This is a genomic window from Acinetobacter sp. MF4642, from assembly GCF_002018925.1.
GTDB lineage: Bacteria > Pseudomonadota > Gammaproteobacteria > Pseudomonadales > Moraxellaceae > Acinetobacter > Acinetobacter johnsonii.
Genome location: NZ_MVON01000005.1, coordinates 1 through 14432, shown reverse-complemented (window position 1 = coordinate 14432; position 14432 = coordinate 1). Strand labels below are relative to the sequence as shown.

General features: G+C 40.7%; 15 protein-coding genes. 6 read left to right on the top strand and 9 right to left on the bottom strand.

Annotation, left to right across the window (positions count from 1 at the left end):
- Positions 1-14 precede the first annotated feature (14 nt).
- The 4 genes from MF4642_RS04100 to MF4642_RS04085 all read right to left on the bottom strand — a co-directional run bounded on the left by MF4642_RS04100 (position 15) and on the right by MF4642_RS04085 (position 3665).
- Complete coding sequence (locus tag MF4642_RS04100) at positions 15-698, bottom strand: hypothetical protein (protein WP_078425392.1); 684 nt, start codon at positions 696-698, stop codon at positions 15-17.
- A gap of 9 nt (positions 699-707) precedes the next feature.
- Entirely contained in the window at positions 708-2150 is a 1443-nt protein-coding gene (locus tag MF4642_RS04095; RefSeq protein WP_078425391.1) for a hypothetical protein, read from the bottom strand.
- Positions 2151-2387: 237 nt separating this feature from the next.
- The gene (gene dcd, locus MF4642_RS04090) at positions 2388-2957 is read right to left on the bottom strand and encodes a dCTP deaminase (RefSeq protein WP_004694514.1); all 570 of its coding nucleotides are present in this window, start codon (positions 2955-2957) and stop codon (positions 2388-2390) included.
- 114 nt (positions 2958-3071) lie between these two features.
- Positions 3072-3665, bottom strand: coding sequence for a LysE family translocator (locus MF4642_RS04085; protein ID WP_078425390.1), 594 nt, complete (start codon positions 3663-3665; stop codon positions 3072-3074).
- Between the two features lie 361 nt (positions 3666-4026).
- Between MF4642_RS04085 and MF4642_RS04080 the strand changes: the two genes are divergently transcribed.
- The 3 genes from MF4642_RS04080 to MF4642_RS04070 are packed head-to-tail and all read left to right on the top strand — an operon-like array spanning position 4027 to position 7516.
- Positions 4027-5037: a TAXI family TRAP transporter solute-binding subunit gene (locus MF4642_RS04080; RefSeq protein WP_005399933.1), complete on the top strand. Its 1011-nt coding sequence runs from the start codon at positions 4027-4029 to the stop codon at positions 5035-5037.
- A complete protein-coding gene (locus MF4642_RS04075) occupies positions 5034-5507 on the top strand; it encodes a DUF1850 domain-containing protein (RefSeq protein ID WP_078425389.1) in 474 nt (157 codons plus the stop codon). The genes MF4642_RS04080 and MF4642_RS04075 overlap by 4 nt, the downstream gene beginning before the upstream one ends.
- Positions 5504-7516 (top strand): TRAP transporter permease, encoded by a 2013-nt coding sequence (locus MF4642_RS04070; RefSeq protein ID WP_078425388.1) that lies wholly within the window; start codon positions 5504-5506, stop codon positions 7514-7516. The genes MF4642_RS04075 and MF4642_RS04070 overlap by 4 nt, the downstream gene beginning before the upstream one ends.
- 58 nt (positions 7517-7574) lie before the next feature.
- On the opposite strand, the gene apbC is transcribed toward MF4642_RS04070, so the two are convergent.
- Positions 7575-8852, bottom strand: coding sequence for an iron-sulfur cluster carrier protein ApbC (gene apbC, locus MF4642_RS04065; RefSeq protein ID WP_078425387.1), 1278 nt, complete (start codon positions 8850-8852; stop codon positions 7575-7577).
- A gap of 317 nt (positions 8853-9169) precedes the next feature.
- On the opposite strand from apbC, the gene MF4642_RS04060 reads away from it, so the two are divergent.
- Positions 9170-9499 carry a hypothetical protein gene (locus tag MF4642_RS04060; protein WP_078425386.1) on the top strand — a complete coding sequence of 110 codons (330 nt, stop codon included), beginning with the start codon at positions 9170-9172 and terminating at the stop codon, positions 9497-9499.
- 43 nt (positions 9500-9542) lie between these two features.
- Here the strand turns inward: MF4642_RS04060 and MF4642_RS04055 are convergent, their stop codons facing one another.
- The 3 genes from MF4642_RS04055 to MF4642_RS04045 form a co-directional block, all read right to left on the bottom strand.
- The gene (locus MF4642_RS04055) at positions 9543-10007 is read right to left on the bottom strand and encodes a hypothetical protein (RefSeq protein WP_004981189.1); all 465 of its coding nucleotides are present in this window, start codon (positions 10005-10007) and stop codon (positions 9543-9545) included.
- A gap of 149 nt (positions 10008-10156) precedes the next feature.
- Positions 10157-10957 carry a hypothetical protein gene (locus tag MF4642_RS04050; protein ID WP_078425385.1) on the bottom strand — a complete coding sequence of 267 codons (801 nt, stop codon included), beginning with the start codon at positions 10955-10957 and terminating at the stop codon, positions 10157-10159.
- A 52-nt stretch (positions 10958-11009) separates the two neighbouring features.
- Complete coding sequence (locus tag MF4642_RS04045) at positions 11010-11714, bottom strand: hypothetical protein (protein WP_078425384.1); 705 nt, start codon at positions 11712-11714, stop codon at positions 11010-11012.
- A 148-nt stretch (positions 11715-11862) separates the two neighbouring features.
- Between MF4642_RS04045 and metG the strand changes: the two genes are divergently transcribed.
- Both metG and MF4642_RS17325 read left to right on the top strand, forming a co-directional pair.
- Positions 11863-13920 (top strand): methionine--tRNA ligase, encoded by a 2058-nt coding sequence (metG, locus tag MF4642_RS04040; RefSeq protein WP_078425383.1) that lies wholly within the window; start codon positions 11863-11865, stop codon positions 13918-13920.
- Between the two features lie 90 nt (positions 13921-14010).
- Entirely contained in the window at positions 14011-14316 is a 306-nt protein-coding gene (locus MF4642_RS17325) for an AAA family ATPase (protein ID WP_078425382.1), read from the top strand.
- A gap of 1 nt (position 14317) precedes the next feature.
- Here MF4642_RS17325 and MF4642_RS17320 read toward each other — a convergent pair.
- A partial coding sequence (locus MF4642_RS17320; RefSeq protein ID WP_413772799.1) for an IS3 family transposase occupies positions 14318-14432 on the bottom strand: 115 nt, incomplete at its 5' end.

The following is a 14432-nucleotide window of genomic DNA, read 5'->3' as shown; positions in this document are numbered from 1 at the left end:
TTGAAACTATGTGTCTAACAGCGGCTACCCGCAGTGCCCGAGCAGTTATAGCTAAAGATTTTTAGATTTCCATCCAGATGTAAGTTTCCGTGAACATTTAAGCCCATAAAACCTTGTTCTTGACCTTTATCAAAAGTGGGTACAGTTTTACTCGTACCATAATTGTTATACGTTGAGGTATTGAAATATCCATTTTCACCACTTTCTACTGAAAGGCTGGCAAAACCTAAGTTACGAATTTTAAGGGGTTTATCATCGAAAAATTTTAACAGCATCGCAGTTTGTGGCTTACCTTCTTTATTCAGAATTGTGGTACCTTCCAGCGAAAATTTATCAATTTGCATGGTGCCTTGGAACTGTTTAAACACCAGCCATTTTCTTTGCCCATTTTCCTTATGATTATTTGGGGAAATGGCGATACGACACAGTTCTAATAAAGCGCAATCTTGATTTGCACGCATTTGATAATAGGCTTCAGTGACAATAGCTCGCCCATTTGCATCTACACCATTGGTCCTAGAAATCGTATTTAAACTCATATCATTGGCATATTGGTGGTTGATCGATAGGGTTAAGCTCAAATCTGCACCACCCTGTCCAGTCACACCGACCAGTTCCTTATTATCCAAATCTACCAAACCCGCTTGAGACAACATGGATACCGACATCAACATGGTTACACATAATTTTTTTATCATGTCAGTATCCTATAACCCTGTGGTCTTAATTTTTAAGTGTTGGATCAATACACCATCTATAGCAACTGAACCGAGATTCACAGGAACAGCTGTCCCAGTTCCCCGGAATACCACACCAGTAGATTGTGTTGCCGTATTGGCTTTGAGCGTATTGGTGGTCGGGTCTCGTGTCACGCTACCAATCGAAATACTGCTATGTGTTGCGTTATTCCCTTGGTACTGAATTGCGGTACTCCCTGTCCCAGTTTGAACAAAATTCGAACCACAATAGGCCACATTACAAGTTGATCCTTTATAGTCAGCATTGTTTCCACCTTGTACATCTGGATAGTAGGTATAAATCTGCTTATAAATCTCAGGCACATTCGGAATACGCGTGACTTCAAGAATAATATTGCGTCCTTCCGAACCTACAACAAAAGGCTGATACATATTACCCAAGACCAAGTTAATATTTGGGCTGTATAAATAAAGTCCCTCGCTAGCATCAAAAATTGGAGCCAATGAACGATCTAATGCGGGTGTGACTGCCGTACCGTCGTTGGTCGCAGCTGTGCTCAGTCGAAGGACTTTAGCATTCAATAGCGCTTTATTTGCGTCGTTGTTGGCATAGACCAATCCAGATGGATCATCATTGGTATTGATCCGAAGTAAGGCTGCCATCCCAAAGGTTTTATTTTGCTGGTCTAAGGTAGATGCTTGAGTTTGAAACATACGCACCTGTGAGCCATTTAAACTCAATCCATTGGCAACCGCCTGTAAACGTATTCTTTGATTTAAACTTAAATCAGGATCTGCTGCCGCGTTGGTTGTTGTTGGTGCACCAGTGATAGGGTCCACTTTATTTTGGGAATTCCAGCTACGCGAAAAAGCATCCCACCATAGACCTAATTTAATATTATTATCTGTGTCACTCGCTACAACCGTTGCTAAAGGCGCTTCCAGCCCTAGAAAACTTACATCTGAACTTGCATTCGACTGATGAAACTGTTTAATCCCCGTGGCTGTGCCAGCGCGAAATAACCAAGGATTAACATCGCTTCCCCATGTGAAGCCCTGATTACTGAAACGGCTATTGGCATTATTATCAGACCGCGAAAGCGCTAAACCATAAATAAAGATGTCTGCTTTGGTTCGTTTCGTGCTCAGATCATCTGCGTCGGTATACTTGGAATAGTTCTCACCCACAGGAATAATACGAATGAAACCCGTGTCGTATTGTTGTGGATTGGCCACGCCACGGTTGTAGCTAGATGCCGTGGAGAGATCATTGACCCCTTGGAACACCATCTTGAAGTTTTCAGGAAGTAAAGCAATGCCTTCACCTGTAGTATCCGCTAGATATTCATCGGAAAGTGACTCAAGGGCAAATGTAGACTGCGCAAGCATGAGTCCGACAAGACTAGCTAAACAGGATTTTTTCAATCCTGCGGGATATATACGATTCGTCATCTCGACCATCCTTATTATTTGATGCTCCGCATCTTTATGTACTGCATCCTTTGCTTGGCATTCTACTCTGCGCACTATAATTTTTATTTGCGTCAACCAAAGCACTCTAATTCACAATTTATTATGCTGAAACTCAGCACAAATGCAAAACCAACTGTCCGATAATATTTATTTTCCGATGAATGAATTGACATAAAAAAAGCGGATCAATGATCCGCTTTCTTAAATATCAAAAACTTAGGTCTTCGGTAAAGTTACACCTGTTTGACCTTGGTACTTACCACCACGGTCTTTATACGATGTTTCACACACTTCGTCAGATTCGAAGAACAACATTTGTGCAACACCCTCACCTGCATAAATACGTGCAGGAAGATTGGTTGTGTTCGAGAACTCTAAAGTAACATGACCTTCCCACTCAGGCTCAAGTGGTGTGACGTTTACGATAATACCGCAACGTGCATAGGTCGATTTACCCAAACACACAGTCAACACATTACGTGGAATACGGAAATATTCAACGGTACGTGCTAAAGCAAATGAGTTTGGCGGAATAATACAAACATCAGCTTCAATGTCGATAAAACTTTTATCATCAAAGTTTTTTGGATCTACAATTGCCGAGTGAACATTGGTAAAAACTTTAAACTCACGTGCACAACGAACGTCATAACCATAGCTCGACACGCCATAAGAAATGAGTTTTTGACCATTTTCATCTAAACGAACTTGGTTTTCTGCATACGGTTCGATCATGCCGTGTTTTTCGCTCATTTCGCGAATCCAACGATCGGACTTAATAGCCATTTATTCTTTCCAAAAAAGCTTAATTTCAATAATTGCGTTGTACTTTAACTGAAATCGCTTTCAATGAAAATAAGCGCGTTTAAGTTCGCAAAATTTCTGTCTTTAATTACTAAATTAAAAGCTTAAAATCGCAGAATAGCTCAGTGGAATCGAAAAACTCATCAAAACCAGTGATGCTGTTTTTTGCAGGTTAGATTGGTTCAGCCAACGAATTTTATTGCTCGCTAAAATTGACCCGATAAAAGTCCAAAAGAAAGCAATTGGAACAATCAAAACCAAAAACAGCGACATATGTGACAGATAATAATCCAGTTTTGTCCACGCAATAGTCGGGAAAATAGCTGAAGCAAACAATAATGCTTTAGGGTTCAACAATGTTGCCAAAAACAGTTCACGCGCCCGAATAGTCGGTTGATTAAAACTCACTTCAGCATCGGCTGTACGCCATAATTTGATGGCCAAATAAAGGATGTAGCTAGCGCTGAATAATTTTAAAATGATCGGCAATAAAGGTAAGTGTGTCGACACTTTTCCAATGAGGAAGCCCCATGCCGTGATTGAAATGAGATAACCAAAAGCTTCTGCAGGAATGAGACGCAATGATTTACGAATACCGACTTGAATGCCCGAAGAGGCAAGTAAGGTATTGGTCGGTCCTGGAGTTAAAAGAATGGTTATCACTAAACCAATAAAAAACCAAGTGACCATATTCACAGACCCACATATATATAACTATAAGCGTAATGACTTGCCATGCTGAAAGCAATCAAATTTAGTGAACCGTGATAACAGTTTTTTTAATTTTCATTCAATACTTAACATAAATAACGTATAAGACCCTTACCCAATCTAGCATTCATAAAAATGACGCCACATGCTTTATTCTTTTTTCAAATCAATGATTTTATAAATCAAATAGACATGCCTAATGAAAAAAAACTATTCAAATGATTTTTAATCAGTTACTTTTTAAAACATGCGTATTTTTATTCATCAATCTGATCACGCTAAGTCAAGGATAAAAGAGCCAAGTGAATGGCTTTGAAGATAATAAAACGAGGAAAAGTATATGAAAAAATGGACTCAACTCACGCTACTTTCAATTGCACTTGCGGGTCTAGGAGCATGCTCAAGTGACAATAAAACCACGACTTCAGGCGATGCTCAAACTGAAACCAGTGCACAAGCATCCAACAAACTCCAAAGTAAATTTGTCAACATAGCGACAGGTGGTGCATCTGGCCCATACAACGTGATTGGCACCAGTTTGGCTGAAATTTATAATAAAACCTACGGTGTAAATTCAAAAACCCAAACCACAGGCGCATCGGTAGAAAATCTTAACTTACTCAAACAGAAAAAAGTTGAAATGGCTTTTGTCATGAGTGACAGCTTAACCGAAGCACTAAATGGCACTGGCAGTTTTGCCAGTGGGAAAATTGATAATGTCCAACAAATTGCGGCACTCTATCCCAACTATGTGCAAATTGTGGCCTCAAAAAAATCAGGCATTAAAAAGCTTGAAGACTTAAAAGGTAAGCGTATTGCTGTCGGTGCCCAAAACTCAGGGGTTGAAGTTAATGCGCGCACCCTCTTAAATGGTTTTGGTATTACTTATAATGACGTGAAGGTCGATTATCTAGGCTATGCAGAAGCCGCGGATGCTTTAAAGGGTGGAAAAATTGACGCTGCATTCTTAACCAGTGGTATCCCCAACTCATCCTTGATGGAACTGCAACAAGGTTTCGATTTACAACTGGTTGGGATCGATCCTGCGAAAGTGAAACAAATCGCCAAAAACCAAACCTATTTCCTATCTCTGAATATTCCGAAAGGCACTTATGGCAATGCAGAAGATATTCCAACTGCGGCCATTATGAATGCTTTAGTGGTACGTTCCGATCTTTCTGAGGATGATGTCTATAAACTGACCAAAACCTTCTTTGATAGTTTAGGACAATTGGCCAACTCACATCAGGCAGCGACAGAAATTAATCTGGAAACGGCTCAAAAAGGCGTGGTTGCTCCGCTACACCCTGGGGCTAAACGTTATTACGACGAACTCGCAGCGAAAAAATGAAGCTGAAAAAAAGTGCAGTGTTTACTGCACTTTTTCTACTCGGTTTATGCGGGCTGCTGTTCTTGCCTGTTCGCTATAGCGAAGTGACTGTTGCTCAAATGCAGTGTCGAATTTCAACAGCACAATTTAATTTGCAGTGGAAACATTCAGTTGAAAAAACCCGTTGGATTGAAAACTATCAACGGGAGCAACAGCACTTTATATTGCGCTACACCGACCTGATTTCTTTCGGTGCAGGCACACCGAATGACTACCCCATCATCTTTCAAAAAGACGGTATGGTCAGAATGAAAGTTAATCGGCGCATTGATCAAATCAACTGGATCATTTCCAAGAATATGCAAGGCAGTATCATCATTCACCAGAGCGTCTGGCCCATTTTTCAACAATATCCAGATTACACCTTGGTGCAAATTACAGCACAACAACAGCCCTTGTGGAAAGCATGGCAGATCGGAGAATGCCGATGACTCAAAATGAAGAAAAAGTTGTCCCGGAACAATTAGATGAGCAGCAACAACAAGCCATTTTAGAAAAATTTGATCGTGAGTCAGTGACTCGTTCCCCAAGCAACAAATCTGTAGCATGGTTCATAGCGGCGATTGCTATTTTCTATTCCTTATTTCATTTATTTATTACCTTTAATCCACTACCCGAACTGATTCAACGTTCCGCCCATGTCGCTATTGGTTTGGTTTTGATCTTTCTACTTTATCCTGCGCGTCAGTCCAGTTCACGACAAAGCATCCCTTGGTTGGATTGGTTACTTGCCTTAGCCTCTTTAGCAACCTTTTTATACCTTTGGAAAGAATATCAAGCCATTATGACCACGCGTGGGGGTATTCCAAACACTTTAGATATTGTTTTTGCCATTTTAGCCGTGGTGCTGGTGGTTGAAGGCGCTCGGCGGGTTATGGGATGGATGCTGCCTATTTTAGGTTTAGCTTTTCTGTCTTACCCGTTTTTTAGCCACTATGACTGGGTCCCTGATCGTTTATTGACGCGTCCATATAGTATTAGTGATATTTTCGGGCAAATGTATTTAAAAACCGAAGGACTTTATTCTTCCGCAATCGGTGCTTCAGTCACTTTCATTTTTCTGTTTATTTTGTTTGGTGCTTTTCTGGCGAAATCAGGCATGGGCAAATTGTTTAATGATCTTGCGATGGCACTTGCGGGACATAAACAAGGTGGCCCTGCAAAAGTTGCTGTCATTTCCAGTGGATTTATGGGCAGTATTAATGGCACAGCGGTGGCCAATGTCGTAGGTACTGGTTCATTCACCATTCCCCTGATGAAAAAAATTGGCTACCACAAAAATTTTGCAGGTGCTGTTGAAGCCAGCGCTTCTGTAGGTGGACAAATTTTACCCCCTGTGATGGGAGCCAGTGCCTTCATTATGGCTGAAACCACGGGTGTCAGTTATGGCACCATTGCCCTTGCAGCCACCCTTCCAGCTTTGCTGTACTATTTAGGCGTGATGGCGCAGGTTCATTTCCGTGCTGGTAAAGACAATTTAAAAGGTGTACCGAAAGCGGATTTGCCACGGGTTAAAGATGTACTAAAGCAGCGAGGGCACTTGCTTATTCCGATCGTGGCTTTGGTATTTTTCCTCTTTCAATCCATTCCTGTCAGTTATGCCGCGGTCTACACCATTGTCTTAACTGTGATTGTAGCGAGTTTCCGAAAATCGACCCGTATGGGCTTCAAAGAAATATTAGAAGCGCTCGCCGATGGTGCAAAACAATCCCTTTCAGTCATGGCAGCCTGTGCTGTGGTGGGGATTATTATTGGTGTAGTGAGCCTGACCAGCTTTGGCTCTGTCATGACCTCCTCGATTATGAGCATCGGTGCAGGCAGCCTATTTTTAACGCTGTTCTTTACCATGATTGCATCGATGATTTTAGGTATGGGACTTCCTTCGATTCCAGCCTATATCATTACCGCGACTATGGCTGCACCTGCTTTGGCAAACTTTGATATTCCCACGCTGGTGGCGCATATGTTTGTGTTCTACTTTGGTCTTTTTGCCAATATTACTCCCCCTGTCGCCTTAGCCGCCTTTGCAGGTGCGGGAATCGCAGGGGGCGACCCAATGCGTACGGGCTTCCAAGCCTTGAAACTTTCTTTAGCGGGTTTCATTGTCCCGTTCCTGTTCGTCTATAACCCTGCCATGCTGATGATTGATACAGCCAATGTCGCAGTCAACGCACGTGAATTTGCTTTTCCTGCATGGACAACTATTGTGAGTATTGTCTTTACCTCAGTAGTCGGTATTTTGGCGCTGGGTGCTGCAGTTGAAGGTTACTTTAAAGTTGGTTTGAACTGGTTCTGGCGAATTTTCTTAGGTGCAGGTGCTTTATGTATGATTATCCCTGAAACTGTGACTGATATTATTGGGATTGTGATGGTGGTGATCGCCATCAGCATTAATATTATGCAAGCCAAAAAACAAAATCAGTCCTATTCACTGTCCTAAAAAAGCAAAAAAAAAAGCCCAGCTTAATGTGTTGGGCTTTTTTTCATTTATGGCTGATTTAGAAAATACGGGTCTGGTCTTTTTCAGCCTGAGGCAGTGCGGCTGCAATTTTTTCAGCAATTTGCATATAGCTGTCTGCTGCACTGTCTTCCACTAAAACAGAAGGCTTACCCGCATCTGCATTTTCACGGATTTGGACATTTAAAGGCAAACGTCCCAAAAGCGGAATAGCATATTGCTCCGACAGTTTATCACCGCCACCCGTACCAAAAATTTGCTCTTCAAATCCACAATTTGAGCAAATATGGGTCGACATATTTTCCACAACTCCCATGACTGGAATGTGTACGCGGTTAAATAGCTCAATGCCTTTGGTCGCATCCATAAGTGCCACATTTTGCGGGGTGGTTACAATCACCGCACCTGTCACAGGAATACGCTGCGCAAGGGTCAACTGAATATCACCTGTACCCGGTGGCATATCAATCATCAAGACATCTAAATCAGGCCATAAGGTTTGATTGAACAGTTGCATCAACGCCCCTGTCGCTTTCGGCCCACGCCAAGCCACAGGAGTATTATGATCACCTGTTAAATGCCCAATCGATAACACTGCCAAACCATAGGCATCTAAGGGTACAAAATTTTCCGCTTCAATCATCGGCGTTTTGCCCGCATTGCCCAACATGGTCGGAATACTTGGACCATAAATGTCCGCATCTAAGACCCCAACTTTTAAGCCGAGCTTTTGCAAAGCAAGTGCAAGGTTTACCGTAGTGGTGGATTTGCCCACGCCGCCCTTACCCGAGGACACCAAAATCACATTTTGAATACGCGGATGCTTCGGCACATCACGTTGTTGTGGCGCTGCTTTTTGAATGGGTGGATTGTTTGGATCAGTTTCAACGGGTTGTGCAGCAGCTTGGGCTGCTGAGCCTGAAGCATCAATCACTGGGGGTAAATTGCTTTTCGGTGCAGCCTCTTTTGCTTGGCTTGAACAGCTCTCACCTTCAGCATGCTGATGTCCACAGCCACCGGACTTTTCTTTATGTCCCGTTTTTTGTTGAATCACATGCATGTTTAATTCTTTGATACCGCATGCTTCAAGCGCAACCGCCAAATCATCATGAATCTTTTGTAAATCATCGGCTTCGGCAGGAAAAGTATTGATGGTAATTTGCAGAATATTGCCCTGCACATTCACTTGAGTAATGCGGTCTTTCAACGCATGGTTTGAATTGGGCAAGATATAGTTTTGCAGTACTGTTTGGATTTCTTCTTCCTTTACCTCCTGCGCAGGAGAAAAAACTGATTTAAGAGAAGAAAGCCACGACATATATGTACTCCAAATTCGAGTATTCAGCTGAATGCTATAGTTTAACCACAAAACGAACTTAGGTTAAGTTCAGTATTTATGGATTATGCCATGAAATTTAGTATTCCTAGCTTTTTAGTTGGTTTTATACGCTGAATATCAAAGGGCGAAGCTTAGTCGCTTAAGCTAACTGAAAAAATAAAATCGGTGAATTGGATCAAATTTGAACGTAAAGAATTGTAAATAAAATCCAATCTCCCCATTTAAGGTGATGTTATTGCATAGCAAAATATCTATATTCTATTGTTCTATCTTGACGCGATTTGGGGGAGAAAAAAATGAAACTTTGGGCCGTGGTTGTTTTAGCTTGCACCATATCTAGCTTTAGTTTTGCAGATACATCAACCAATTCATTTAAAACCCCTACGGGTCAAACGGTGACTATCGGTGATCAAGTTCAAGACATGCAGAAAAAAATCGATTTATCGCCAATTTCTATGTCCTCTACCCCAATCAGCAGTGTGCCGAATAGCCCACTAGAGACGGTATATGTATATGAAATTGCAAACTATCGTTACACCATCCGCACCGTAAACAATCAAATTCAGAGCATCATGTGGTTTAACTTGGACGCAGACCCTGCACTCAGTACACAGTCTACGCCATAGTATTAGCGAACATTTAAGGCCAACATTCGCCATTTCAGACGGATTAAGCTTGGTCGTCTTTTTTAAACTTTTGCAGTGTTTCTGTGGCTTTCTTTTTCAACTCGTCAAACTTTTCAGTGGCTTGCACCTTAAATTCTTCCAGTTTAATTTCAGCCTCATGCTTTAACTCAGTAGCTTTAAGTTTTGCCTCATCCAGTTTATGCCCTGCTTCAACTTTAAAGTGATCCAATTTCTCCTGTGCGACTTGTTTCGCATGCTCGGCTTTGGCTTGTGCAGACTCCAACTTTTGCTCAAAAGCTGCATCGCCTTCGGCTTTACTTTCTGCTGCGTTCTGCTTTAAGTCAGTCAGCTGCTTTTCAGCATCAAGCTTGGCTTCAGTAGCCTGATGTTTGACATCTTCCAGCACTTTCTCGCCTTCAAGTTTTGCCGCTTGAGCTTTCAACTTCAAGTCTTCGCCCAACTCAGTCGCTTTGGTTTTTAAATCATCGAGTTTATTGTCATTCGTCATGTCACAGCCCTCTTTCGTATTTAAAATTTTGCTTAACTAAGAGTTATACCTTGCTTTTTAAGTGCTGACGTCATTTGCATCATTTGGAAACAATAGCTGTACAGGATGCATCAATTTAAACACCATCCTGTACCACTCAACGGCAGTGACTAACGCTTTAACGTACTGATAAAACTGATAACTGCAAACAGCCAAATAAACAAAATGAAACTGCGTGCTTGCGTGAAATGGATCACGTCCGCACCGTGTACCATATTATGACGAGTGGCGGTGACACTAGAACTCGCATCCATTTTCAATGCTTCAAGGCTCAGAAAATACGGATTGATTTCACTGGCAATTTTGACCTTATGCCATAGGCTTTTCACTTCATGGCCTTTGAGTCCGGGCACTATTTTGTAGACATCAATAAACTTGGTTTGATTGTGTTGTAAATAGCCATGCTCAATCAAAGTATCCGTAAGAATGCCTTCAATTTGACCATAGAGCACCGTAATACAACCTGCATAACACTGCTGTTGATATAGCTTTAAGGTTTCTTCCATCACAGAACGGCGCTGGGCTTGGAACGTCCCCAAATCCATCGCGTCGTAAGCGTCAAGCAAAGTCGTTTGGAAATAGTCTGTTTGGATTAAATTAGGCAATTGAAACTCAGCAATATTCGCCTCTTTTTCATGGGCTATTTGCCAGAAATACAACAGATTGAGCACGTCATTGGCCATTGGTTCATCACTTTCATACTCAAGCTGATCGGCCATGACTGCAAAGTACGGATCTTCAGACTCAAGCTGACGGAGCGACTCGACCAATTGTGCATGTGGTCGACTACCCATTGAAGCAAGGTATTGTTCAGCTTGTTGTAAAAGTCGATTGCCCAGTAGTTTAGTCGCTTGTGGATTTTGCGGAATTCGGGTCACGGGTTGGTCGAAATCAAAATCATCATCGATCATAAATTGATACTCTTTAATATTCTTAAGAGGTTAAAAAAGAAAACTTTTGAAATCATAGACTATTTAATTTATTGTTTTTTAATTTATCAAGCTCTAATTCAGGATCTATATTTTCATTAATCATATTTAGTAAAACTATATTAGAAAACATAATACAAAAACTTGCATTATCAATATGTTCAATCAAATTAAAATCTATAAACTTTCGTTTAGCTGCGTCATGTACAAGCTCATGTCGTAAATTAAATAAAAATTTTAGAGATTGGAGGTACTTATCTTCGTAAATGGCTATTTTTTCAGGCATATTTTTGAATCTAAATTGCATACCATTTAAAGAACTCCAAAAACCTTTTTTTAAAAATTTAGAAAAAACTCTCTCTATACTTTCAATATTTTGAAAAGACAAACCATTTGTTACAAGTTCACATGGATGAATCATATTCACATGCATATCAACCAATTCATTAATATCATATTTATTTTGATGAATGTGCTTCAATGGCTCTTTGATAAATTCAGAATGGCAAAGTCTAAAAATTGTATCCACTATATCCTTATAGTAGACCTCTACTGCACTTATAAACGATATGACAATTGATCTTTCAATTAAATGACTAAATTCGTTTTCATAATTACTTTCTAATAATTGCTCACTGGCGGTAGAACATTCTATACATACATTACAGAAATTTTTTATGGGTTCTGCCCCTCTTTCTACTCGATTATTTCTATATTGTTTTATTTCTTGTATACGCATAAGGACTATTCAAAAGATTAAACTCTCGTGATTGTAGCCAACAATCTTATAAGTTTGAAAACTTTTCACCGATTCACTTGTGCAAGTCGCGGCTATCTAAGGTAAAATCGTTGACCTTATATAAAATACGAATGAGAGAGTCATATCCGTGCGTAATATTTTAGTCACTAACGCCCTACCATACGCCAATGGTCCCATCCATATGGGACACTTACTCGGTTATATCCAAGCAGATATTTGGGTTCGTGCCATGCGTGCAATGGGACACGATGTGACTTATGTATGTGCGGATGATGCTCACGGTACAGCCATCATGCTACGTGCCGAAGCCAATGGTATTTCACCTGAAGATCAAATTGCCAACGTACAAAAAGAACACATCCGTGATTTTGATGGTTTCGGTGTGCATTTCGACCATTATGATTCAACGCATAGTGATGAAAACCGCTCTCGTGCTTCTGAAATTTATGTGAAAAACCGTGAAGCAGGCAATATTGCAATTCGTCCTGTCAACCAGCTTTTTGACCCTGAAAAAGGCATGTTCTTATCGGATCGTTTCATTAAAGGCACGTGCCCGAAATGTAAGTCGGAAGATCAATATGGCGATGCGTGTGAAGTCTGCGGTACAACATACAATGCAACTGAGCTTTTAAACCCAAAATCAACTTTAAGTGGTGCGACGCCTGTAGAAAAATCTTCAGATCATTACTTCTTTAAACTACCGAATTTCTCAGAATATTTGCAAAAATGGACACGTGACCAAGGTCGCTTACCTGTCTCAATTGCCAACAAACTGGATGAATGGTTTGAAGCGGGTTTATCAGACTGGGATATTTCACGTGATGCGCCGTATTTCGGTTTTGAAATTCCAGATGCGCCAAACAAGTATTTCTATGTTTGGGTAGACGCACCGATTGGTTATATGTCGAGTTTTGAAAACTACATCAAAGCTAAACGTCCTGATTTAAGTTTTGACGACTTTTGGAAAAAAGACTCTGACAAAGAAGTCTATCACTTCATTGGTAAAGACATCGTTTACTTCCACGCGCTGTTCTGGCCTGCAATGCTTGAAGGTGCAAACTACCGTACGCCATCAGGTTTATTCGTCAACGGTTTCTTGACGGTGAATGGTCAGAAGATGTCGAAGTCTCGCGGTACATTCATCAAAGCTGAAACCTATTTAGAGCACTTAAACCCTGAATATTTACGTTACTACTTCGCGTCTAAACTGTCTGATAAAGTTGAAGACTCTGATCTAAACTTGGATGATTTCGTTCAGAAAGTAAACTCAGATTTGGTTGGTAAAGTAGTGAATATTGCCAGCCGTTGTGCAAAATTCATCAACACCAAGTTTGATAATAAATTATCAGCAACTTGTGCAGAGCCTGAATTAGTTCAAAGCTTTATTGATGCAGGCGACTCAATTGCGAAAGCCTATGAAGCACGCGAATTTTCTGCAGCTATTCGTGAAATCATGGCGCTTGCAGATAAAGCGAATCAATATATCGATGAGAAAAAACCTTGGGCTTTAGCAAAAGTTGAAGGCGAAGAACAACAAGTACACAATGTTTGTTCGGTAGGAATTAACCTATTCCGTCAATTGGCAGTGTATTTAGCACCAGTCCTTCCAACCTTAGCGGCTCAAGTGCAAGCGTTCTTAAAACTAGACCGCTTTGACTTTGCTTCTGCTCAAACTGCATTGGTTGATCATGAAATTGCATTGTTCCAACCTTTAATGCAACGTGTAGACCCGAAAGCTGTTGCTGCAATGGTCGATGCTTCTAAAGACTCTTTAGCGGCTGCGGCTGAACCTGTAAAAGTTGAGAAGAAGAAAGAAAAGAAAGCTTCGACTAAGCCTGAGCCAAAAGTTGGCGAGGCAGAAGTGATCGGCATTGAAGACTTTATGAAAGTTGACCTTCGTGTTGCTGAGGTTTTAGATGCAGGTCACGTTGAAGGCTCGGACAAACTTCTTCAATTGACTTTAAATGTCGGTGAAGCTGAACCGCGTAATGTATTCAGTGGTATTCGTGAGTTTTACCAACCAGAAGACTTAAAAGGTAAATTAGTGGTGATGGTGGCTAACCTTGCACCTCGTAAAATGCGTTTTGGTATTTCAAATGGTATGGTACTTGCCGCAGGTAATGGCGAAGGTGTTTGGGTGATTTCACCTGAATCAGGTGCTAAAGCTGGCGATAAAGTGTCTTAAGACGTAAATGAGCCCTAACTAGCTGTTAGGGCTTATGTTTTTATTAAAATTAAAGTAATCTATACAAAAATTCTGTTTGTCCATTTTAAAATGAATACTAATTCCAATCTTGATTTTTTTTCTAACATAAATATTGATGATCATAACTTATATCCATTTTTCTTAAAAAACTTAGAGTTTCAAAGATTCAGACATATACCCCATTTAAAAATAGATTTTCAACATCCCATTTCTATTATCTCTGGTACAAATCGCTCAGGAAAAACAACCATTTTAATGGCTCTAGCATGTAGTCACTTGAACTTTATGCGTAGAAATCCTAACAATGGAAATTTAGAGAGAAATACTTGGAGCTCTCTGAACCGTACCGGGTTTGTCGGAGGCTTTTTTATTTAAGTTAGGCCACCTGACCTAACGGGTTAATCTTATCATAGTACATTGCTTCAAACTCAAAAGGCGATACATAACCCAGTGCACTGTGTACACGCTTTTTATTGAACCAATATACCCAG